Here is a 20495-nt window from a genome sequence, read left to right as displayed (position 1 = left end):
TTATACAGCTATGGCAGAAGAAAAAGATGAAAAAGAACTGGCCGCCGAAGTGCTGAAAAAGTACGATAAAGAGTCAGATACTATGCTGTATACAGGGGTTATGGCCAAGATTGTTTCGGCCATTGCAATTACGTTTTCAGTATTCCAGTTATATACCGCTATCTTTGGTGTACTGGATGCCCAGCTCCAGAGAGCTGTGCATTTAGGGTTCGCCTTGGCGCTGTCATATTTACTTTATCCTACCAGAAAATCCTGGTCCAGAACCAAAGTCCACCCATTTGATGTGCTCCTGTCAATATTGGGTGCTGCAGCACCTGCTTACATCTGTATTATGTACCGTGAGCTGGCCATGCGTGCTGGTATGGTAACACCTACAGATATGATAATTGGTGTTCTCGGTCTGCTGCTGGTGGTGGAGGCCACTCGCCGTGTAGTTGGTATCCCAATGGTTGTTGTGGTGTTGGTATTTTTAACCTACGCATTTGCAGGACCTTATATGCCTGGAGTTCTTGCTCACAGAGGATTGTCCATAGAACAGCTGGTAGGTCACTTGTATTTTACTACTGAGGGTATTTTTGGTATTCCGTTGGGGGTATCGTCGACCTTCATATTCCTGTTTATTTTGTTTGGTGCTTATCTGGAATCAACTGGATTGGGCAAATTCTTCATCGATATTGCCAATGCAATAGCTGGTTGGGCCAGTGGTGGCCCGGCAAAGGTAGCTGTACTTTCCAGTGCCCTTATGGGTACTGTATCCGGAAGCTCCGTTGCTAATGTTGCCGGCACCGGAAGCTTTACTATCCCAATGATGAAAAAGCTGGGCTATCGCAAGGAATTTGCGGGAGCAGTTGAGGCCGCATCCTCCACTGGTGGTCAGCTGATGCCACCAGTAATGGGCGCTGCTGCATTTCTCATGGCGGAGTTTGTAGGTGTGCCTTATATTGATATCGTCGCAGCTGCTGTAATTCCAGCAATTTTGTACTTTACAGGCTTGTGGCTGGGTGTTCATCTAGAAGCCAAGCGCAATAATTTGAAGGGTGTACCTCGTGATCAGCTGCCAAAGGCATGGGTTATCTTCAAGGAACGCGGTCATTTGGCTATTCCGCTGGTAGTTATTGTTTATCTGTTGGTAACCGGTTATACTCCAATGCGTGCTGCACTGGTAGCAATTGTGCTTTCTATTGTGGCATCTGCTTTAAGAAAGTCCACCCGCATGAAGCCAATCGAGATTATCAAGGGCTTGGAGGCTGGTGCCCGTAATGTATTGGGCGTTGTTATTGCATGTGCTTCCGCAGGTATCATTATTGGTGTTGTAACCAAGACTGGTATTGGCTTGAAGCTGGCATCTGGTCTCTTGGCATTGTCCGGAGGCAATTTGCTCCTTACAATGTTCTTTACCATGATTACTTCAATCATTTTGGGCATGGGCGTTCCTACCACCGCAAACTATGTAATTACATCAACTATTGCGGCTCCGGCTCTTGTGCAGATGGGTGTACCGGTATTGGCTGCCCACATGTTCGTGTTCTACTTCGGAATAATTGCGGATGTAACACCACCTGTAGCCTTGGCGGCCTATGCGGCCTCGGGTATCAGTGGCGGTAAACCGCTGATGACAGGTGTAAATGCGTCGAAGCTGGCTATAGGAGCCTTCATCATACCGTACATATTTGTAATGTCGCCAATGATATTGATGATAAATGCCACGGCCTTTGGATTGATATTCTCCACGGTCACGGCAATATTGGGAATGGTTGGTGTAAGCTCTGCAATGATTGGCTATCTGGCCGATCACAGCAAGCCTATTGAACGGGTTATCCTCTTTGTAGGTGGTATTTTGATGATTATTCCAGGTGTCGAAACCGATATTCCTGGTATGATCATCTTAGTTGCAATCATGCTGTTGCAGAGAAAACGCCGCACTAGCAGAGAAGCAGCTGCAGCATAAAACTTAATTTTGTGACTAATAACAGCATCCTGAGTTACTTGGAAAATGTAATTCGGGATGTTTCTTTTTTGGCTAAAAATATTGAATAAAAAGGGGAATTTGTATATCATTGTATATAAGAGTGCTAGTATCTGCGATTGGGGGATGAGTGATATCAATGAATAAGCGTACGAATATCCCACAAGGCTCTATTCTCAGACGAATATCCTTATTTTTCAAAATGATTCAGCGAACCACGGATGATTATTATTTTGCTACTGACCTTGATGAGAATCTGATTACGGTATCGGCTAATATGGTCAATGACTTTGAGGTTCCCAGTGAGTGCTTCTACGATATGGATCGTTATTGGACACCGTTGATTCATCCGGATGATTTGGACGGTTTTTATGAATCCATGAAGATACCGGAATCCAGAAAGGCTAATATTGGCCACGATTATGAATATCGTGTGAAGAACAGAAAAGGAGATTATGTATGGGTGCGTTGTCGTGGGCAGTATGCCTTTGATACCCGTACGGATAAGCCTTTCTTGTTTCTTGGCTGTATCAAAAAGCTGGCCCAGAGAAATCATGCCGATGAGCTTACGGGATTGCTGAACAAGTATCAATTTGAACATGCTGTCAAGGTAGCCTTGAACCGGTATCGCGTGGATGGAACCGGCGGGGCTTTGATGGTGCTCGGAATCGATAATTTTAAAATCGTTAATGAAACCTATAACCGTCACTACGGTGATGAGGTGCTGAAGCTGGCTGCAAAGATGATATCAGATGTATTACCAGCTGGGGTAATGCTGTATAAGATGGACGGTGACGAATTCGCCCTGGTTATACAGGATGTGGACACAGAAAAGGTTGAAGATATTTACGGAAGTATTCAGAAAAGCTTTGCCCGTCCTCATAATATTGACGGCAAGCAATTTTTCTGTACTGTTTCCTGTGGTACTGTGTTGTTCCCTCAGGCTGGCAAGGACTATCTGGTTCTTCATAAGCATGCAGAGGCTGCCTTGGATTTGGCCAAAAAGGATGGTAAAAACAAGAATTGTATTTTTTCAAAGGAGAACTACAATCGCTGGATACGTTCACTGAGTATGCGTGATGATCTCAGGGTAAGTATTGAGCGGGGCTGTGAAGGATTTTCTCTGTTTTATCAGCCACAGGTCAGTGCCAAGGAAAATAGAATTATTGGTGCGGAGGCTTTGCTTCGTTGGCGCAATCCTAAGGGACGCATGGTTTCACCGATGGAATTTATCCGTATTCTTGAGGAAACCAAGATGATTATTCCGGTGGGACACTGGATTTTTGAAACTGCTGTTAAGCAGTGCAAGGAGTGGCAGAAGATTAATCCGGACATGAGCATCAGCATCAATTTGTCCTATGAGCAGATTAAGGATGCTTCCTTCAAGGATTTTGTGGTGGACTGTCTGAAGCGGTATGAGATTGCCCCGGAGCAAATCGTGCTGGAGCTGACGGAATCAACCATCGTGTCTGATTGGAGCAATATTAACCGCCAGTTTGATGATTTCCGCAAGCTGGGTATAAGGATTGCCATGGATGATTTTGGTACAGGCTATTCTTCTTTGGCTTATTTGAAAAATTTGTCCTGTGATATCGTAAAGATTGACCGGGCCTTTGTTACTCACATTACAGAGAAGGATAATGCCTTTGACCGTCGACTTGTAGGGGTTACTGTGGATTTGTGCCATAGTGTTAATATCAAATGTTGTATAGAAGGCGTGGAAACCGAGGAGGAATATGCCCTCCTTAGGGATATATGCCATGCTGACTGTATTCAGGGATATTTGTTTGGTCGTCCTGAGTCGCCGGAAACCTTCGAATTGAAATATTTTAAAGGTGAATCCACCAGCGCGGAATAGAGTGTTTTTGTAAAGTTGTAGTTTGTTTTAGGAGATTCTATGCCAAGAGATAAGGAAGAAATGCCGGAGATTACCCTATTGGGCAATCAGAATACTAAATATGGTTTCGAATATGATCCGGGGGTGCTGGAGACCTTTGATAACAAGCATCCGGACAATGACTATTGGGTAAAGTTCAACTGTCCTGAATTTACTTCCCTGTGCCCTATTACAGGGCAGCCGGATTTTGCTACCATCTATATTTCCTATGTACCTGATATTAAGATGGTGGAAAGCAAGTCACTGAAGCTGTATTTGTTCAGTTTCCGCAATCATGGTGATTTCCATGAGGATGTGGTGAATATTATCAAGAAGGATCTTATTAAGCTTATGAACCCAAAGTATATTGAGGTGTGGGGCAAGTTCCTTCCAAGGGGTGGTATTTCCATTGATCCTTATACCAACTATGGTCGCCCTGGAACCAAGTTTGAGGAGCTGGCCTGGCACAGATTTCAGCAACATGATTTGGCCTTTATGGACAAAGTGGATAACCGATAAAATAATTATTAATGAGTGTTTAGAATACTCCTGTATATTTTATGCAGGGGTATTTTTTTGCATTAAAATAGAAAAATAAGTAGAGTATCATATTGAAAATATTTAATAATAATATATAATTTAATTAAAAAAGAAGGTGGGAACATGGATATTGTTAAAAAATCACTACTAATGTTAGCGGGGATATTATTACTTGCAGTTGGTATAACCTATTGGCAGCTGGGCAGTGATGAAACCCTTGAAAACGAGGCAACCAGCGGACAGACACTGGATAATACCACAGAGGAGCGTGGTGGAGCAGCTAATATTGCAGTATATGTTTGTGGGGCGGTGAAGAATCCTGGAGTAGTGCTGCTAAGTCCCAACAGTCGTGTGGGAGATGCCATAAACAGCTGTGGAGGCCTGCTTCCCAATGCCAATGCAGAAAACATTAATTTGGCGGAGGGGATTAAGGATGGGATGCAGATAAAGGTACAGTCAAGGAATATGAATCCCGGTAGTGAGGGAATGGGGCAGGGGACTGCCTTACCAGGAAAAGGGGAATCGGCTGATGGCAAAATCAATATCAACACAGCCGGCATTGAGGAATTGACAAGGATTCCAGGCGTAGGAAAGGCAACAGCCCAGAGAATAATTGATTACAGAGCTCAGAACGGTACTTTTGAGGATATAGAAGATTTAAAGAAAATCAAGGGGATTGGCAAGGCAAAGTTTGAAAAAATGGCGCCTAAAATAACCATTTAAATAGCCGACATTTAAATGGGATTTATTCGATGTGGAAGAATGATGGAGAACAATATGTTTAATGGACGGCTGTCACCTAAGGTATTGGTAAACGGGTTGCTGGTTTTGCTTATTGTGGCAATACTACTTGGAAGGAAGTTTGCCTGTTTACCCGGCATGAATATGGATCAGGGAGATATTGGCCAATGGGCGGAACGGGAGATTACAGTGGTGGGAGAGCTGGTGAATGCACCTGCGATGCGTATTGATGATGCTGGTAAGCGTCATATAAAATATGTAATAGCCAGTAATCAGGTTCTTGTAGGAGGGAAATGGACCGATACCCACGGAAAAATTATTTTGTATGCCAATGACACTTCTTTTGATAACCATAAGGGGCTGTTGGGGGAAGGGGAATACGGCGAAGAAAAATATGGGCGTTCAGGGGATCAAATCAAATTCAGTGGTAAATTGATGAAGCTCCATGACTATCAAAATCCCGGGCGTATAGATATGATAATGGTCAATTTTGCCCAGGGAATTCATGGTCAGATGTCTGCAGGGAAATACAGCATTGAGCTTACGGGGCAAGAAAAAAATATAATGTCACGGGTGGCTGAGAAAATACGTCATTTATATAAAAGTCAGATGGAGGCTGTTATGCCCAGAGAGGATAGTGCTGCCATATTTGCCATGTTATTTGGAGGTTATGGAGGTATTAAGCCGGAGCTGCTGGAGGCCTTTACGATTACAGGCTTGATTCATATTCTCTCAGTATCCGGTTCCCATATCACTTTGATGGCTGGCACCGCCAATGTTATAGGGCGATTACTGGGATTGAGAGGTGACCTGACTTCCCTTTTGGCAACAGTGATTATTGTAGTATACAGTTTGTTGGCAGGCTTTACCACCCCGGTTATTCGCTCGGCAATTATGGGAATATTAACTGTTATGGCCCTGTCTTTGGGACGGGAAAAGGATGCTCGGCATATTTTGAGCGTTACGGCCTTGGGATTATTGTTGATATGGCCACTTTCCCTTTTTGATATATCCTTTCAGCTATCCTTTGGGGCTACGGCTGGATTGCTTTATATATCACCGCTAATTGGCAGATATTTGAGAAAGTATTTACCTCATTATGTGGCTGATTCTTTGGGAGTAACCTTGGGTGCACAGCTGGTTGTTTTGCCCTTTATAGCTTGGTACTTCAATGTAATATCCATAAGCTCCTTGTTGGCAAATCTTGTGGTGGCTCCAGTGGTGGAATTGATTATTGTGATAAGCCTGCTGGCAGGCGTCTTGGTTGGGTTTCTTCCGATGCTGGGGCAATTCATTTTTATTGTATCCTCGATGCTTTTGGGATTGGCATACGAAATGACCAGAATTATAGCCAGGCTGCCGGGGAGTCAGGTTTATTTGCCAACTCTTTGCGTAACATTTTGGGGGATGTACTATGTATTATTGTTAATTTTTATTATGCCTGAGGATAAAAGAGCTTATTTTCGCAATAAGCTCAGCAATTTGTGGTGTATTGTAAAAAACGAAAGGAAAGGCAGAAAAATAATTGGTGGTGGAGTGGCGTTGCTGTTGGCTGTAGCTGTAATTAGCTATGCAATTAGGCCAAATGAAATGCAGGTTCACTTTATTGATGTGGGGCAGGGGGATGCGGCTCTTATAGTAACTCCAAATGGGCATGCCTTTATGATTGATACGGGAGGTACCCGTCAGGGGGCTTATGATATAGGTGCCAGGGTGGATGTGCCGTATTTGCTTCACTATGGGGTAAGAAAGCTGGATTTTATAATGCTTACCCATGCCCATGATGATCATGCCAAGGGAGTAAGTGGCATATTGGGAAAAATATCAGTGGGGGCTGTTATGATAGGCCATGAAGGCCAAGGGGCCTATTTAAAAACCTTTGGTGGCTTAAATCCGGCCGTGAAAACAGAGCCCATGGTGGTTCTTAAGGAAGGTACTGAGATGAACCTTGACGGTGTACGGATTCAGGTATTATATGCTCCGGAGGAAAATAAAACTGGTGGAAGTACGGGAAATGAGTTTTCCAATTTGATAAGGGTATCCTATGGTAAGCATAGTTTTCTTTTTACCGGGGATTTGTCCAGTGAACATGAAAGCATATTATGCAGTAGGGGGACTCCTCTGGAAAGCACAGTTTTGAAGGTGGGCCATCATGGAAGCAACACTTCAAGCTCCCAGGAGTTCCTGAGGGCAGTAAAGCCTAAATGGAGCGTTATCAGTGTGGGATATGGCAATAGCTTTGGTCATCCTAAAAAAGAAATTTTGCAAAGACTGGAAAGCTGTACTGACAGTAAGGTATTGAGAACAGATGAAAATGGAGCGGTTGTATTTTATAGTGATGGAGAAAAATTGCGTGTTGATGCTCAAATAGTGTATGATAAATAAGCACTGTATGATATACGAAGGTGATTATATGAATTTTGGGGAATTGAAAACACGCTTAAAAAAGGGAGACATCAGCTGGCTTTATTTATTGTCCGGAGAGGAATCCTATTATATACAGAAGGCTGAAGAAGCAATTTTAAATACCTTGTTTCCTAAGGGATATAATGTTGAGGATGTGCAGCTTGTAGACGGCACCAGTCTGTCCATTGTGGATTTCGTTGGTATGGTGGAAACAGTGCCGTTTTTTTCGCCTAAAAATGTAATTATTGTAAGAGATGCTATAATGTTTAAGGCAAAAAAGAGTGCCGAAAATGAAGCTGCTGGCAAGGACTCAGCAAAGCAGGCATCTGCAATGGAGGAGCGTCTCTATAAGCTGTTTGCCAATATGCCTGATTTCAGCATTGTTATTTTTGAGCTTCGGGGAAAGGCGGATGGCAGGAAGAAGCTCTATAAGGAATTTTCCAAGCACGCTCAGATTATGGAGGCTGCGCCAGTAAAGGCCTACAATATTGATGAATGGTTGCAGGGAAAGCTCCAGGAGATTCATAAAACCATGGACAGGGAGGCCCATGCCTATTTTGTACGGGCTGTGAGTATGATGGAGAATATTCCTCTGGGTTTTCTGGACAAGGAAATGGAAAAGCTGTCCTTGTTTATGGGGCCTGAGCAAAAGCTAATAAATCGTGATACTCTGGTGCAGGTTTTTTCTGATATGCCGGAGATTTACGGCTTTGCCATGAATGATGCCATAAGCAATCACGACATAAAAAAAGCCCTGTACCTGTTTAATAAGCAGCAGGAGCAGGGAGTATATATAGTACCTATAATAGGTCAGCTGGTACATTTCGTTCGTCAGATGTGGCAGGCGAAAACTATGCTGAAGAAGGGACTTAGGGATAAGGCCTTGGGACAGGCCATTGGGGTATCTCATCCCTTTATAATTAAAAAAATAATTAGAGAATGTCAGGGCTTTTCAGAGGAAACCCTTAAAAATGCCTTCCTCCAGTTGGCAGAATGTGATTTGGGAGCCAAAACGGGCCGTCTGGATAACGCTGAGGTAGAAGGGGTAATTATTAGTCTTTGTGCCAATAATAAATAAAGTGCAATGTAATAAAGCCTGCCTCCATGGGAGACAGGCTTTTATTTCATGCGAATCATTATGCCATTGCGTTAACCTTGCGAGCTAAACGGGACTTCTTACGGCTTGCACAATTCTTGTGATATACATGATTTGCAGCAGCCTGGTCGATAGTCTTGCATGCAAGTGCAAGGAGGGCCTTTGCTTCTTCAACGTTACCAGCTTCAACAGCGTCCATAACCTTGCGGGAAGCAGTTCTTACGCGAGACTTCTCAGCCAGGTTCTTAGCATGGCGCTTCGCGTCAGTCTTTACACTCAGAATAGAAGATTTGATGTTTGGCAATTAGTTCACCCCCTTGAAATTTCAGTACCTATGTATTCTAGCATGCTAAAATGAAAAATGCAACATTTTATTTATGATTATTTTTCTGTCAATGGGAGTTTTTTCTATATAAATATGGAAAAATATTAATAACTGGGTTATAATAATTTGACTATTTGTGTTTACTTTTAACTCGAAGGGAAGAGATTATGGATACAAAGAAAATTCGTAATTTTTCAATTATAGCTCACATTGACCATGGCAAGTCTACTATTGCCGATCGTCTTATCGAATATACAGGTACCCTTTCCAAGCGTGAAATGGAAAATCAGGTGCTGGACAATATGGATTTGGAGCGGGAGCGTGGTATTACTATCAAGGCTCAAACGGTTCGCATTGATTATAAGGGTAAGGACGGGGAAATGTATTGCCTGAATCTTATCGACACACCGGGCCATGTGGATTTTACCTATGAGGTTTCCCGTAGCTTGGCTGCCTGTGAGGGTGCCCTGCTGATTGTGGATGCTGCCCAGGGCGTCGAGGCCCAGACTCTGGCCAATGTTTATATGGCATTGGAGCATGATTTGGAAATTATTCCTGTTATTAACAAGATTGATTTGCCAAGCGCGGATCCTGACAGAGTTAAGCAGGAGATTGAGGATGTTATTGGCCTGGATGCCTCTGAGGCAATTTTGGCTTCTGCTAAAACCGGTGAGGGTATCGAGGAAATACTTGATGCCATTGTGGAGCGTATTCCTGCACCATCCGGAGAGGCGGACAAACCTTTAAGTGCGCTGATTTTTGACTCCTATTTTGATTCCTATAAGGGTGCCATTGCCCATATCCGTATTATGGACGGCGTTCTTAAAAAGGGCATGGGGCTTAAAATGATGGCCACAGGCAAGGTGTTTGATGCCACAGAAATTGGCTGCTTCCGTCCTCAGACCACGGAGCTTCAGGAAATGGGACCCGGCTCTGTAGGATATTTGGCTGGTTCCCTTAAGCAGGTTCGTGATGTGCGGGTTGGTGATACTGTAACTCTTGCGGAGGGGGGCGTTACTGAACCATTGCCTGGTTATCGGGGCGTTACTCCGATGGTGTACTGCGGCCTTTATCCTGTGGACAGTGCAGATTATGATAATTTAAAGGATGCCTTGGAAAAGCTGCAGCTTAACGATGCTGCCCTGGTTTTTGAGCCAGAGACCTCCATTGCCCTTGGCTTTGGCTATCGTTGTGGCTTCTTGGGACTTCTTCACATGGACGTTATTCAGGAGCGCCTGGAGCGTGAGTATAATCTGAAGCTTATAACAACCGCTCCAAGTGTTATTTATCACGTATTTAAGACTGATGGGGAAATGGTAACGGTGGATAATCCATCCGACCTGCCTGACCCTACTACCATTGATCATATCGAGGAGCCATTCGTTAAGGCCACGGTAATCGTGCCAAAGGATTTCGTGGGCGCTGTTATGGAGATTTCCCAGAATAAGCGCGGTGAGTTCAAGAGCATGGACTATCTGGATGTGAACCGGGTTATGGTAATTTATCATATTCCTCTCAGTGAAATAATCTATGATTATTTTGATAAGCTGAAATCCTCCACCAGAGGCTATGCGTCCCTGGATTATGAGTTGGCGGATTATCAACCAGCGAAGCTGGTTAAGCTGGATATCCTTATGAACGGTGAAGCGGTGGATGCTCTGTCTACCATTGTTCATGTGGATAATGCGGCTTCCCGTGGTCGTTCTCTGGCTGCTAAGCTGAAGACCATTATTCCTCAGCAGATGTTTGAGATTCCAATTCAGGCAGCTATCGGCAATAAGATTATTGCCCGTGAGAATGTCCGTGCATTGCGTAAGGACGTATTGGCCAAGTGCTATGGCGGTGATATTTCCCGTAAGCGCAAGCTGCTGGAAAAACAGAAGGAAGGTAAAAAGCGCATGAAGGCTGTGGGCAGGGTAGAGGTGCCACAGGAAGCATTCATGGCAATACTCAATATAGATTAAATACGTCAAAATAGTGTTGTCCTTCGCTCGGCTTCGTCACTAAAACTATTTTTTTTCTTTCAATTAGTCAGTGAGAAAAATCCAAACTCGCTCGCCTTTATACGATTGGTGTTGCTTCGCTCAAACAGTGGATGTTTTCTCACTGTGTAAGTATGAAAAAAACAGTTTATTAACGTTCCTCAGCCTAATGTCTCAGGACAATCACCCTTTCGACGGCTATATAATAGAGGTGTGTGCGTATTGCCATGTAATCACATACCTCTTTTTTATGACTATAATAGAGCTGGTGTAGGTTATGACAACTGATTTTGGCGTATATATCCATATCCCCTTTTGTAAGCATAAGTGCTTTTATTGTGATTTTCCATCCTTTGCTGGGCGGGAGAAGTACATAGATGAGTACCTTAACAGTCTGCACTATGAAATGGAGTTGGGGGCAGAAAAAATTGCTGAAAAGGGGAAATTGACTCCCCATACTATTTATATTGGTGGCGGAACCCCTAGTCATTTGAATTTATCTCAGATGAAAATACTGTTTAAAAGTATTCATGCCAATATGCAGGTGAAGGATGTGGCAGAATTTACCATGGAAGCAAATCCTTGCACCATAGATGAAGAAAAACTTCATTTAATGAAGTCCAATGGCATAAATCGTATAAGTATAGGTGTGCAAAGCTTTGATGATGGCTGCTTGCAGCGCATTGGCAGGATTCACAAAAGCAGCATGGCAATTGAAAAGGTTAGGCTGGCCCAAAAGGCTGGTTTTGATAATATCAGTATCGACCTTATGTATGGCCTGCCGGGGCAGACATTGGATATGCTTAAGAAATCACTGGACAAGGCCATGGAGTTAGGCATTCAACATATTTCTGTTTACGGGCTTCAGCTGGAGGAAGGTACAGTGCTGGCAAAGCAGCAGGAAATGGGCAGATTGGAGCTGCCGGATGACGAAGCAGTGGAGAAAATGTACGATTATCTGGTGGAGTATTTGCCGGCCCATGGCTTTAGCCGCTATGAGATATCCAATTACGCTATGGGTGGATATTATAGTCGCCATAATACCCTTTATTGGCAGGATGTACCATATCTTGGATTTGGCTCTGGTGCCCATTCCTACTGGCGGGGAAACCGCTATGAAAATCCAGTGGACATTGGGGAATATATTAAGGCCACAGCAGAGGGCAAATTCCTTCATATTGTGGAGGAGGCTGTCAGCGAAAAGGCCCATATGGAAGAATTTTGTTTTCTGGGTTTGCGCATGACTAAGGGCATTAACAAGGAAAAATTCAGGGAAATATTCAATCGGGACATTTATGAGGTTTTTGGCAAGGTTATAGATAAAATGGTTGCCAAGGCACTGCTGGGGGAATCGGAAACTGCTATATTCCTTACCCCTTTGGGGATGAAATACGGAAATGTGGTGTTTGGGGAGTTCATCTTGGAATAAAAAATAAGCAAAAAAATAAAAAGTCAAATATTTTGTCTTGACTTATTGACTTTTATGTTCTTTAGGTTTATAGTCTTTATAGAAGTTAGCACTCAGCAACATGGAGTGCTAACAACAGGAGAGATTGTTATGATTGATGAGAGAAAGCAGCATATACTGCAGGCTGTCATTCAGGATTATATATCATCTGCGGAGCCGGTGGGATCAAGAACCTTGGCCCGTAAATATGATTTGGGCGTCAGTCCTGCAACTATAAGAAATGAAATGGCAGACCTTGAGATGCTGGGATATCTTGAACATATTCACACATCATCAGGCCGTATCCCTTCTTCCAAGGGTTATCGTCTTTATGTAGACTCTCTTCTGCCAGTTAAGCCTATGACTGATGCTGAAAAGGCTATCATTGATAAGTGGTACAAAACCAAGGTTCAGCGCATAGACCAGGTTTTCCAGGAAACGGCCAAGCTGATTTCCAAGATGACCAAGAATGTGTCCCTGGTGTTGGCACCACAGATTTCAAAGGCAGCCTTTAAATGTATGCAGTTTCTTCCATTGGATGATCATCGGGTCATTGCGGTGCTGATGACTGATGCGGGCTTTGTAGAGAACCGCATTATGGAAATGCCGGATGGAGCGTCCTTTGAAGATTTTCAGCGTATGGCTCAGGTGGCCAATGGCCACTTATCTGGTCACACACTGGAGACCATTCATACCAAGAGCTTGAAGCAGATAGAATCCGCTATAGGTGATAAGGGCCTTTATGATTCAGCCTTTGACCTCATTAGCAAGGCATTGGATTCAGACCGCAGGGAGCGCCTCTATTTGGGGGGGCACCACGGAGCTGATGACGCAGCCGGAATTCCACAATGTGGATAAGGTGAAGGAGATTCTGCTTATGCTGGAGGAGGATCAGCTCATGAAGGATATTCTTCGTTCCCATTTGGGAGATGGTCTTACCGTATCCATAGGACAGGAAAACGAATACAGTGGTATCAAGGATTGCAGTATTATTACTGCAACATACCATCTGGATGGAGAATTGCTTGGTTCATTGGCAGTTCTTGGGCCAACCAGAATGGAATATGGACGCACAATGTCCCTATTAAATTACATGAACCAAAATCTCAATGAAGTCGTAAAAAGGCTGAATTGGTAGAATACTAAAGAGGTGAAAAAACAGAATGCCTTTCGATAAAGACAAGCTTAAGAAAAAGGATGAAGAAAAGCTAGAGGAAATGCAGAGGGAGATTGATGAACATGATGAATCTTCTGAGGAGCTTGCCGATGCCGATGCTGAAGCTGCAACAGAGGTTGTAGAGGATGTTCCGGAGGAAAAGGACGAGCTGGAGGAATTAAAGGAAAAACTGGCTGAGGATGAGGAAAGATACAAGCGTCTTCAGGCGGATTTTGAAAACTTCCGTCGTCGCACCCGTCAGGAAAAAGAGGAGCTGTCAGATCTGGTGGTTCAGAATTTCATTACTGAGCTTTTGCCAATGGTGGACAATTTTGAGCGTGCTATGGCTGCTGAGGCTAATGACGCCACGTCTTTCCAGCAGGGTGTGGATATGATTTTCAATCAGCTCATGGATATTTTGAAGAACCGGGGGCTGAAAAAAATTGAAACCAAGGATGCAAAGTTTGATCCAAACTTCCATCAAGCAGTAATGCGTGTGGAGAATCCTGAGCTGGAGGATGATACCATTGTCATGGAGCTTCAAAAGGGCTACATGGTAAAGGATAAGGTTATCAGACCTTCCATGGTTCAGGTTGTATCCAATTAAGGCTTGTTTTAATAAAATAGTTTGTTACTTTTAAGGAGGAAATATAAAATGTCTAAGATTATTGGTATTGACTTAGGAACAACTAACTCTGTTGTATCCGTTATGGAAGGCGGCGAGCCTACAGTTATCACTAACCCTGAGGGCAGTCGCATTACCCCATCTGTAGTTGGCTTCACCAAGACTGGTGAGCGTCTGGTAGGTCAGCTGGCAAAGCGTCAGGCTGTATCCAACCCTGACCGTACCATCGCTTCCATCAAGCGTCACATGGGTGAGAAGAATTACACCGTTACCATAGATGACAAGAGCTATACTCCACCAGAGATTTCTGCTATGGTTCTTCAGAAGCTGAAGGCTGATGCAGAGGCTTATCTCGGTGAGACCGTTTCCCAGGCAGTAATCACTGTTCCGGCATACTTCAATGACAGTCAGCGTCAGGCTACCAAGGATGCTGGTCAGATTGCAGGCCTTGAGGTTCTCCGTATTATCAACGAGCCTACTGCTGCTGCACTGGCCTATGGTATTGATAAGGAAGATGCTCACACCGTTCTGGTATTCGACCTTGGTGGTGGTACCTTCGATGTATCTATCCTCGATATTGATGGCGGTATGTTTGAGGTTCGTGCTACCAATGGTGATACCCATCTGGGCGGCGATGACTTCGACCAGGCTGTTATGAACTGGATTGTTGAAGAATTTAAGAAGGAAAACGGCATTGATTTGTCCGCAGATAAGATGAGTGCACAGCGTGTTATTGAGGCTGCTGAGAAGGCTAAGATTGAGCTGTCCAGCATGATGTCCACCAACATCAACCTGCCATTCATCACTGCTGATGCTTCCGGTCCTAAGCATCTTGACCTCACCCTTACCCGTGCTAAGTTTGATGAGCTCACTGCAGACCTGGTTGAGCGCACCATGGTTCCTACCCGTAAGGCTATGGAAGATGCTGGCCTCACTGGCAACGATATTGACAAGATTCTGTTGGTTGGTGGTTCTTCCCGTATTCCGGCAGTTCAGGAAGCTATCAGAAAGTATCTTGGCAAGGAGCCACATCGCGGTATTAACCCTGATGAGTGCGTATCTGTTGGTGCTGCTATCCAGGGCGGCGTTCTCTCCGGCGATTATGACGAGAAGGGCGTAGTTCTTTTGGATGTAACTCCACTTTCCCTTGGTATTGAGACTTTGGGCGGCGTTTGCACCAAGATTATTGAGCGTAACACCACCATTCCTACTTCCAAGAGCCAGGTATTCTCCACCGCAGCTGATAACCAGCCAGCAGTAGAGATTCACGTACTCCAGGGTGAGCGTGAGATGGCAGCAGGCAACAAGACTCTGGGCCGTTTCAATCTTACTGATATCCCACCAGCTCCTCGTGGAGTTCCTCAGATTGAGGTTAAGTTCGATATTGACTCCAATGGTATCGTACATGTATCCGCCAAGGACCTTGGTACTGGCAAGTCCCAGAATATTACCATTCAGTCTGATAGTGGCATGAGCAAGGAAGACATCGACCGCATGGTTAAGGAAGCTGAGGCTCACGCAGCAGAGGACAAGAAGCAGAAGGAAAACATCGAAATCCGCAACAACGCTGACTCCATGGTTTACCAGACTGAGAAGGTTATTAAGGAGATGGGTGACAAGGCTGATGCCACTCAGATCGAAAAGGTTAAGGCTGGCGTAGAGAAGGTTAAGGAAGCACTGAAGGGCACTGATAACGAAGCTATCAAGAAGGCTACTGAGGAGCTCCAGCAGCCACTTTACGAAATCAGCGCTGCAGCATACCAAGCTGCACAGCAGGCTCAGCAAGCACAGGGCGGTCAGTCCGGTGCAGGTGCTCAGCAGGCGCCAAAGGATGATAATGTAGTAGATGCAGACTTCACTGAGGTTAAGGAAGATAAGTAATCCCGATTTTATTGAAGGCATAGATGCAGCTATTGCATAATGCATAAAAGTATTGTAGTATATATGGGCTGCTGCCTTATGGTGGCAGCCCATACTTGATAGGATAAGGTGGATTATATGAGCGAAAAGCGAGATTATTATGAGGTCCTGGGACTCCAGAAGGGTGCTTCCGAGGCTGAAATAAAAAAAGCATATCGCAAGATGGCTATAAAATATCATCCTGACCGTAACCGTGATAACAAGGAAGAAGCAGAAGCCAAGATGAAGGAAATCAACGAGGCTTATGACGTTCTCAAGGATCCTCAGAAGAAGGCACAGTATGACCAGTTTGGCCATGCAGCCTTTGACGGCCCCGGCGGTGGAGCTGGTGGCTTCGGTGGCGGCTTCGGTGGCTTTGGCGGCGGAGATTTTGGAGATATATTTGAAACCTTCTTTGGCGGTGGTGGCGGCTTCGGTGGCTTTGGCGGCCGTTCCCGTCGTCCTGGTCCTGAGCAGGGGGCAGACCTTCGCTATGACTTGGAGATTACCTTTGAGGAAGCTGCATTTGGCAAGGAAGTGGAGCTTAATATTCCTCGTACTGAGAACTGTGAGAAGTGTCATGGTACTGGTGCTGCAGAGGGAACATCCCCTGAGGAATGTCCGCAGTGTCATGGAACTGGCCAGGTTCAGACTGTACGCAATACCCCATTGGGCCGTATGATGAGCACCTCCACCTGTGGTCGTTGCAGTGGTACTGGAAAGATTGTAAAAACTCCATGTAAGGAGTGCGGTGGCAAGGGTCAGAAGAAGGTTCAGCGGAAGATCAAGGTTAATATTCCGGCTGGTATCGACGAGGGACAGCGCATCAGAGTTGCTGGCGGTGGCCAGGCTGGTAAGCGCGGCGGTGCCAACGGTGATCTCTATGTATATATCTACATTAAGCGTCATGAGCTGTTTAGCCGCGAGGGCGCTGATGTAATGTGCGAGGTACCTATTTCCTTTGTTCAGGCTGCTTTGGGTGACACCATAGAGGTGCCTACTATCCACGGGAAGGTTGAGATGAAGGTGGCAGCTGGTACTCAGTCCGGCACCATTATGCGTCTCCGTGGCAAGGGAATTCCTATTTTGAGGCGTTCTGGTTCCTTTGGAGACCAGCACGTTCGTATCAAGGTTCTGACTCCGCAGAAGCTGTCTGATAAGCAGAAGGAACTCCTGAAGGAGTTTGGCGAAATCAGCGGCAAAAAAGTAAATCCTGAGCAGGATAGCTTCTTTAATAAGATGAAGAAGTTGTTTAAGAATTAATTGATGTATTTACCCTGGGCGCATTATGCGTCTAGGGTATTCGTCATGTATAGGAGAATTTTTAAGGAGCGAGAAATATGAAGTGGTGTGAAATAAGCATTCAGACAACCCATGAGGCTACGGAGCTTATTGCAGAGATTTTCAATGACTTGGGTGCCACTGGGGTGGTTATTGAGGACCCGGAACTGGTAAACGATTATATTACCTCCGGCAAATGGGATTATACAGATATTCCTATTGCCACTGAAACTGAGGTGGTTACAGAAAAGGCATATTTGGCAGTGGATGGAGAACTGGAGGGCAAGCTCCAGACCTTCAGACAGGAGGTAAAGGCTCTTGAAGGCCGTGGCGTAAGCATTGCCCCTGGTATTATTACCACCAGCGAGCTGGCAGATGAGGACTGGTCAGATACATGGAAGCAGTATTTTCATACAGAAAAGCCGGGAGATCGCATTGTTATCAAGCCTAGCTGGGAACAATATGAGCCAAAGGATGATGAAATCGTTGTGGAGCTGGACCCGGGAGCTGCCTTTGGAACGGGTACCCATGCCACCACCTCCATGTGTATTTGCGAACTGGAAAAGCTGGTACAGCCGGGCATGAAGGTTTTTGATGTGGGCACAGGCTCCGGGATTTTGTCAATTATTGCTGCCAAGCTGGGAGCAAAGGATATTCAGGCAGTGGATTACGATGATTCCGTATTGAAAATCGTCCAGGAAAATCTGGAGGAAAATCATGTGGAAAATGTGATTTCAGTTGCTCAGAGCGATTTGATGCAGAATGTTCACGGCAAGGCCAATCTGGTAATTGCTAATATTGTGGCTGACATTATAATTCGTCTTTTTGATCAGCTGGATGAGCATCTTGAGGAGGATGGTACTCTCCTTACCAGCGGTATTATTGAGGACCGTATTGATGATGTAATTAATGCTGCTACGGCCCATGGCTACGGCGTGGTTAAGCGCATGGAAAACAAGGGATGGGCATGCATAACGTTTAAGAAGCAGGCTTAATAATGAGAAGAATCTTTATATCTGATTTATTAAAAGAAAATATAACCATAACCGGCCCTGATGCCCATCACCTTTCTCGGGTGATGCGTTCCAAAGAGGGAGACCATATTGTGGTGGCTGATGATGAAGGCAGGGTTGGGGAATATGTCATGACTGGCTTTACAGAGAATAGCGTGGAGTTGAAGTTGGTGGCATATATTGATGAAAATACCGAATCCAATGTGGAGATTACTCTGGCTCAGTGTCTGCCCAAGGGAGATAAGCTGGAGCTTATTACCCAGAAGGCTACGGAGCTGGGGATAAATTATATTGTACCCTTGGCCAGTGATAACTGTGTGGTGCGCTATGATGCCAAGAAAGCCAAGACCAAGCGTGATAAATGGCAGAAGATTGCCAATGAGGCTGGAAAGCAGTGTGGCAGAGGCCGTCTTCCTGAAGTGGAGGAAATTCAGCCTTTGAAGCAATGGCTGAAGGAAATGGCGGCTCATCAGGATGATGTGGCCCTTTGTATGTGCTACGAAAATGAGGAGCAGACCGGAATAAAGGAGTTTTTGGCAAAGTGCAGCCAGAAACGATTTGCCGTGGTTATTGGACCGGAGGGAGGATTTTCCCTTGATGAGGCGGAGTATGCCAAAAAGCTGGGGATACCTTCCGTAAGCCTGGGCAGCAGAATTTTGAGGGCAGAAACGGCGGCTATTTCCGCCATGTCCATTATCCAGTATGAAAAAGGTGATTTAGGAGGTAGAAATTAATGTCGACAGTGGCGTTTATAACGCTGGGCTGCAAGGTAAACCAGTTTGAGACGGAATCCATGGAAGGACTGTTTAAGCAGTCCGGCTATGATATTGTTCCCAATACCAATGTGGCTGATGTTTATGTTATTAATACCTGCTCTGTTACCAGCTTTGGTGACAAGAAGTCCCGTCAGCTTATTCGCCGGGTACAGCGCCTTAATCCTAAAGCAATTATTGCCGTCACTGGCTGTTATTCACAGGCGGCTCCAGATGAAGTAAAGGCCATTGAAGGGGTGCGTGTTGTTCTTGGTACCAGTGACCGTGCCAATATTGTAAACTATGTTGAGCAGGCCATGGCAGAGGATGGTATTATTGACAGGGTCGATGATATTATGAAGGCACGGGATTTTGAGGAAATTCCCCTTTATGAAATGCCTGCAAGAACCAGAGCCTTCCTTAAAATTCAGGAGGGATGCACCAATTTTTGCAGCTATTGTATTATCCCTTATACCAGAGGTCCCCTTCGTTCCCGCAAGCTGGAAAGCATTCGCAGTGAAGCCAAAAAGCTGCTGGACCACGGCTTTAAGGAAATTGTGCTGACTGGTATTCACCTTGGGGCCTACGGCAAGGATTTTAAGGATGGCACCTCCCTTTATGATGCGGCCAAGGCCGTTTTGGAGCTGCCGGGTCTCAGGAGATTACGCCTCAGCTCCCTGGAATCCATTGAACTTTCACCTGAGCTTTTGGAGCTTATCAAGACTAATCCTAAATTCAGTCATCATTTGCATCTGCCATTACAGGCGGGCTCCGATGAGGTGCTGAAAAAGATGAACCGTCATTATAATAGGGATGAGTTCACCAGTCTCATAAAAAATGTGAAGGAAAGTGTTCCGGGTGTGGCTATATCCACCGATGTTATTGTGGGGTTCCCAGGAGAGACGGAGGAAATGTTTGCTGAAAGCCTTGAGTATATAAAGACCCTCGGTTTTGCCAGAATGCATGTATTCCCTTATTCCCCACGTACTGGTACTCCTGCAGCCAAGATGCCGGATCAGGTGCCTGAGCCGGTGAAAAAGGATAGGGTACACAGACTTCAAGCCCTGGCCCAGCAGATGGCCGATGATTTCCATAGCCAGTATTTGGGTACTGTTCAGGAGGTTCTCTTTGAAACCAACAATGATGGTATTACGGATGGACTTACGGATACTTATATTCGGGTTTATACCGATGATGAAGTTAAGACCGGGGAACTATATAAAGTGCGTCTTGAAAAATTGTATAAAGATGGCGTATATGGTAAGCTTACTGGACACATATGATGTGTCCACACGCCCTTACACGCACACTAAGCTTGCACTACGCCATTCGGCTTGTGTTCGCTAAGTGTTTATAGTAAAATATACAAGTGTGAGTAACATTTAAGCAT

General features: G+C 44.9%; 15 protein-coding genes and 1 pseudogene. 15 read left to right on the top strand and 1 reads right to left on the bottom strand.

The window, feature by feature from the left end; translation table 11 throughout:
• The first annotated feature begins 10 nt into the window (after window positions 1-10).
• The 6 genes from B6K08_RS03560 (at window position 11) to holA (ending at window position 8607) form a co-directional block, all read left to right on the top strand.
• A complete protein-coding gene (locus B6K08_RS03560) occupies window positions 11-1948 on the top strand; it encodes a TRAP transporter permease (RefSeq protein ID WP_080325402.1) in 1938 nt (645 codons plus the stop codon).
• Window positions 1949-2105: 157 nt separating this feature from the next.
• Window positions 2106-3824, top strand: coding sequence for a bifunctional diguanylate cyclase/phosphodiesterase (locus B6K08_RS03555; RefSeq protein WP_080325401.1), 1719 nt, complete (start codon window positions 2106-2108; stop codon window positions 3822-3824).
• A 39-nt stretch (window positions 3825-3863) separates the two neighbouring features.
• Window positions 3864-4361 (top strand): preQ(1) synthase, encoded by a 498-nt coding sequence (gene queF / locus B6K08_RS03550; RefSeq protein ID WP_039207063.1) that lies wholly within the window; start codon window positions 3864-3866, stop codon window positions 4359-4361.
• 144 nt (window positions 4362-4505) lie between these two features.
• A complete protein-coding gene (locus B6K08_RS03545) occupies window positions 4506-5105 on the top strand; it encodes a ComEA family DNA-binding protein (protein ID WP_080325400.1) in 600 nt (199 codons plus the stop codon).
• A gap of 39 nt (window positions 5106-5144) precedes the next feature.
• Entirely contained in the window at window positions 5145-7508 is a 2364-nt protein-coding gene (locus B6K08_RS03540; RefSeq protein WP_159446677.1) for a DNA internalization-related competence protein ComEC/Rec2, read from the top strand.
• Window positions 7509-7536: 28 nt separating this feature from the next.
• Window positions 7537-8607, top strand: coding sequence for a DNA polymerase III subunit delta (gene holA / locus B6K08_RS03535; protein WP_159446676.1), 1071 nt, complete (start codon window positions 7537-7539; stop codon window positions 8605-8607).
• A gap of 58 nt (window positions 8608-8665) precedes the next feature.
• Here the strand turns inward: holA and rpsT are convergent, their stop codons facing one another.
• The gene (gene rpsT / locus B6K08_RS03530; protein WP_027397281.1) at window positions 8666-8929 is read right to left on the bottom strand and encodes a 30S ribosomal protein S20; all 264 of its coding nucleotides are present in this window, start codon (window positions 8927-8929) and stop codon (window positions 8666-8668) included.
• A gap of 188 nt (window positions 8930-9117) precedes the next feature.
• On the opposite strand from rpsT, the gene lepA reads away from it, so the two are divergent.
• The 9 genes and pseudogenes from lepA to mtaB all read left to right on the top strand — a co-directional run bounded on the left by lepA (window position 9118) and on the right by mtaB (window position 20388).
• Window positions 9118-10914: a translation elongation factor 4 gene (lepA, locus tag B6K08_RS03525; protein WP_039207059.1), complete on the top strand. Its 1797-nt coding sequence runs from the start codon at window positions 9118-9120 to the stop codon at window positions 10912-10914.
• A gap of 295 nt (window positions 10915-11209) precedes the next feature.
• Window positions 11210-12361, top strand: coding sequence for a radical SAM family heme chaperone HemW (gene hemW / locus B6K08_RS03520; RefSeq protein WP_080325397.1), 1152 nt, complete (start codon window positions 11210-11212; stop codon window positions 12359-12361).
• A 129-nt stretch (window positions 12362-12490) separates the two neighbouring features.
• Window positions 12491-13517: pseudogene (gene hrcA / locus B6K08_RS03515) on the top strand (heat-inducible transcriptional repressor HrcA).
• Between the two features lie 25 nt (window positions 13518-13542).
• Window positions 13543-14142 carry a nucleotide exchange factor GrpE gene (gene grpE / locus B6K08_RS03510; RefSeq protein ID WP_080325396.1) on the top strand — a complete coding sequence of 200 codons (600 nt, stop codon included), beginning with the start codon at window positions 13543-13545 and terminating at the stop codon, window positions 14140-14142.
• Between the two features lie 48 nt (window positions 14143-14190).
• Complete coding sequence (dnaK, locus tag B6K08_RS03505) at window positions 14191-16041, top strand: molecular chaperone DnaK (protein WP_080325395.1); 1851 nt, start codon at window positions 14191-14193, stop codon at window positions 16039-16041.
• 117 nt (window positions 16042-16158) lie between these two features.
• Window positions 16159-17322 (top strand): molecular chaperone DnaJ, encoded by a 1164-nt coding sequence (gene dnaJ, locus B6K08_RS03500; protein ID WP_027397287.1) that lies wholly within the window; start codon window positions 16159-16161, stop codon window positions 17320-17322.
• Window positions 17323-17399: 77 nt separating this feature from the next.
• A complete protein-coding gene (gene prmA, locus B6K08_RS03495) occupies window positions 17400-18335 on the top strand; it encodes a 50S ribosomal protein L11 methyltransferase (protein ID WP_080325394.1) in 936 nt (311 codons plus the stop codon).
• Window positions 18336-18337: 2 nt separating this feature from the next.
• Window positions 18338-19087, top strand: a complete 750-nt coding sequence (locus B6K08_RS03490; RefSeq protein ID WP_080325393.1) for a 16S rRNA (uracil(1498)-N(3))-methyltransferase — start codon at window positions 18338-18340, stop codon at window positions 19085-19087.
• Window positions 19087-20388, top strand: a complete 1302-nt coding sequence (gene mtaB / locus B6K08_RS03485) for a tRNA (N(6)-L-threonylcarbamoyladenosine(37)-C(2))-methylthiotransferase MtaB (RefSeq protein WP_080325392.1) — start codon at window positions 19087-19089, stop codon at window positions 20386-20388. Before B6K08_RS03490 ends, mtaB begins: the two co-directional genes overlap by 1 nt.
• Window positions 20389-20495 lie beyond the last annotated feature (107 nt).

The sequence above is a fragment of the Anaerovibrio lipolyticus DSM 3074 genome (assembly GCF_900141865.1).
In the GTDB taxonomy this organism is placed as follows: Bacteria; Bacillota; Negativicutes; order Selenomonadales; family Selenomonadaceae; genus Anaerovibrio; species Anaerovibrio lipolyticus.
The sequence above is the reverse complement of the archived record's forward strand: the minus strand, read 5'-3'. Positions and strand labels throughout refer to the sequence as shown.

What these genes read in the sequence shown, in the direction of transcription:
- mtaB (WP_080325392.1), top strand. Translation starts at nt 19,087, where the DNA reads ATGTCGACAGTGGCGTTTATAACGCTGGGCTGCAAGGTAAACCAGTTT.
- dnaJ (WP_027397287.1), top strand. Translation starts at nt 16,159, where the DNA reads ATGAGCGAAAAGCGAGATTATTATGAGGTCCTGGGACTCCAGAAGGGT.
- holA (WP_159446676.1), top strand. Translation starts at nt 7,537, where the DNA reads ATGAATTTTGGGGAATTGAAAACACGCTTAAAAAAGGGAGACATCAGC.
- B6K08_RS03490 (WP_080325393.1), top strand. Translation starts at nt 18,338, where the DNA reads ATGAGAAGAATCTTTATATCTGATTTATTAAAAGAAAATATAACCATA.
- B6K08_RS03555 (WP_080325401.1), top strand. Translation starts at nt 2,106, where the DNA reads ATGAATAAGCGTACGAATATCCCACAAGGCTCTATTCTCAGACGAATA.
- hemW (WP_080325397.1), top strand. Translation starts at nt 11,210, where the DNA reads ATGACAACTGATTTTGGCGTATATATCCATATCCCCTTTTGTAAGCAT.
- B6K08_RS03560 (WP_080325402.1), top strand. Translation starts at nt 11, where the DNA reads ATGGCAGAAGAAAAAGATGAAAAAGAACTGGCCGCCGAAGTGCTGAAA.
- dnaK (WP_080325395.1), top strand. Translation starts at nt 14,191, where the DNA reads ATGTCTAAGATTATTGGTATTGACTTAGGAACAACTAACTCTGTTGTA.
- prmA (WP_080325394.1), top strand. Translation starts at nt 17,400, where the DNA reads ATGAAGTGGTGTGAAATAAGCATTCAGACAACCCATGAGGCTACGGAG.
- B6K08_RS03545 (WP_080325400.1), top strand. Translation starts at nt 4,506, where the DNA reads ATGGATATTGTTAAAAAATCACTACTAATGTTAGCGGGGATATTATTA.
- queF (WP_039207063.1), top strand. Translation starts at nt 3,864, where the DNA reads ATGCCAAGAGATAAGGAAGAAATGCCGGAGATTACCCTATTGGGCAAT.
- lepA (WP_039207059.1), top strand. Translation starts at nt 9,118, where the DNA reads ATGGATACAAAGAAAATTCGTAATTTTTCAATTATAGCTCACATTGAC.
- grpE (WP_080325396.1), top strand. Translation starts at nt 13,543, where the DNA reads ATGCCTTTCGATAAAGACAAGCTTAAGAAAAAGGATGAAGAAAAGCTA.
- B6K08_RS03540 (WP_159446677.1), top strand. Translation starts at nt 5,145, where the DNA reads ATGATGGAGAACAATATGTTTAATGGACGGCTGTCACCTAAGGTATTG.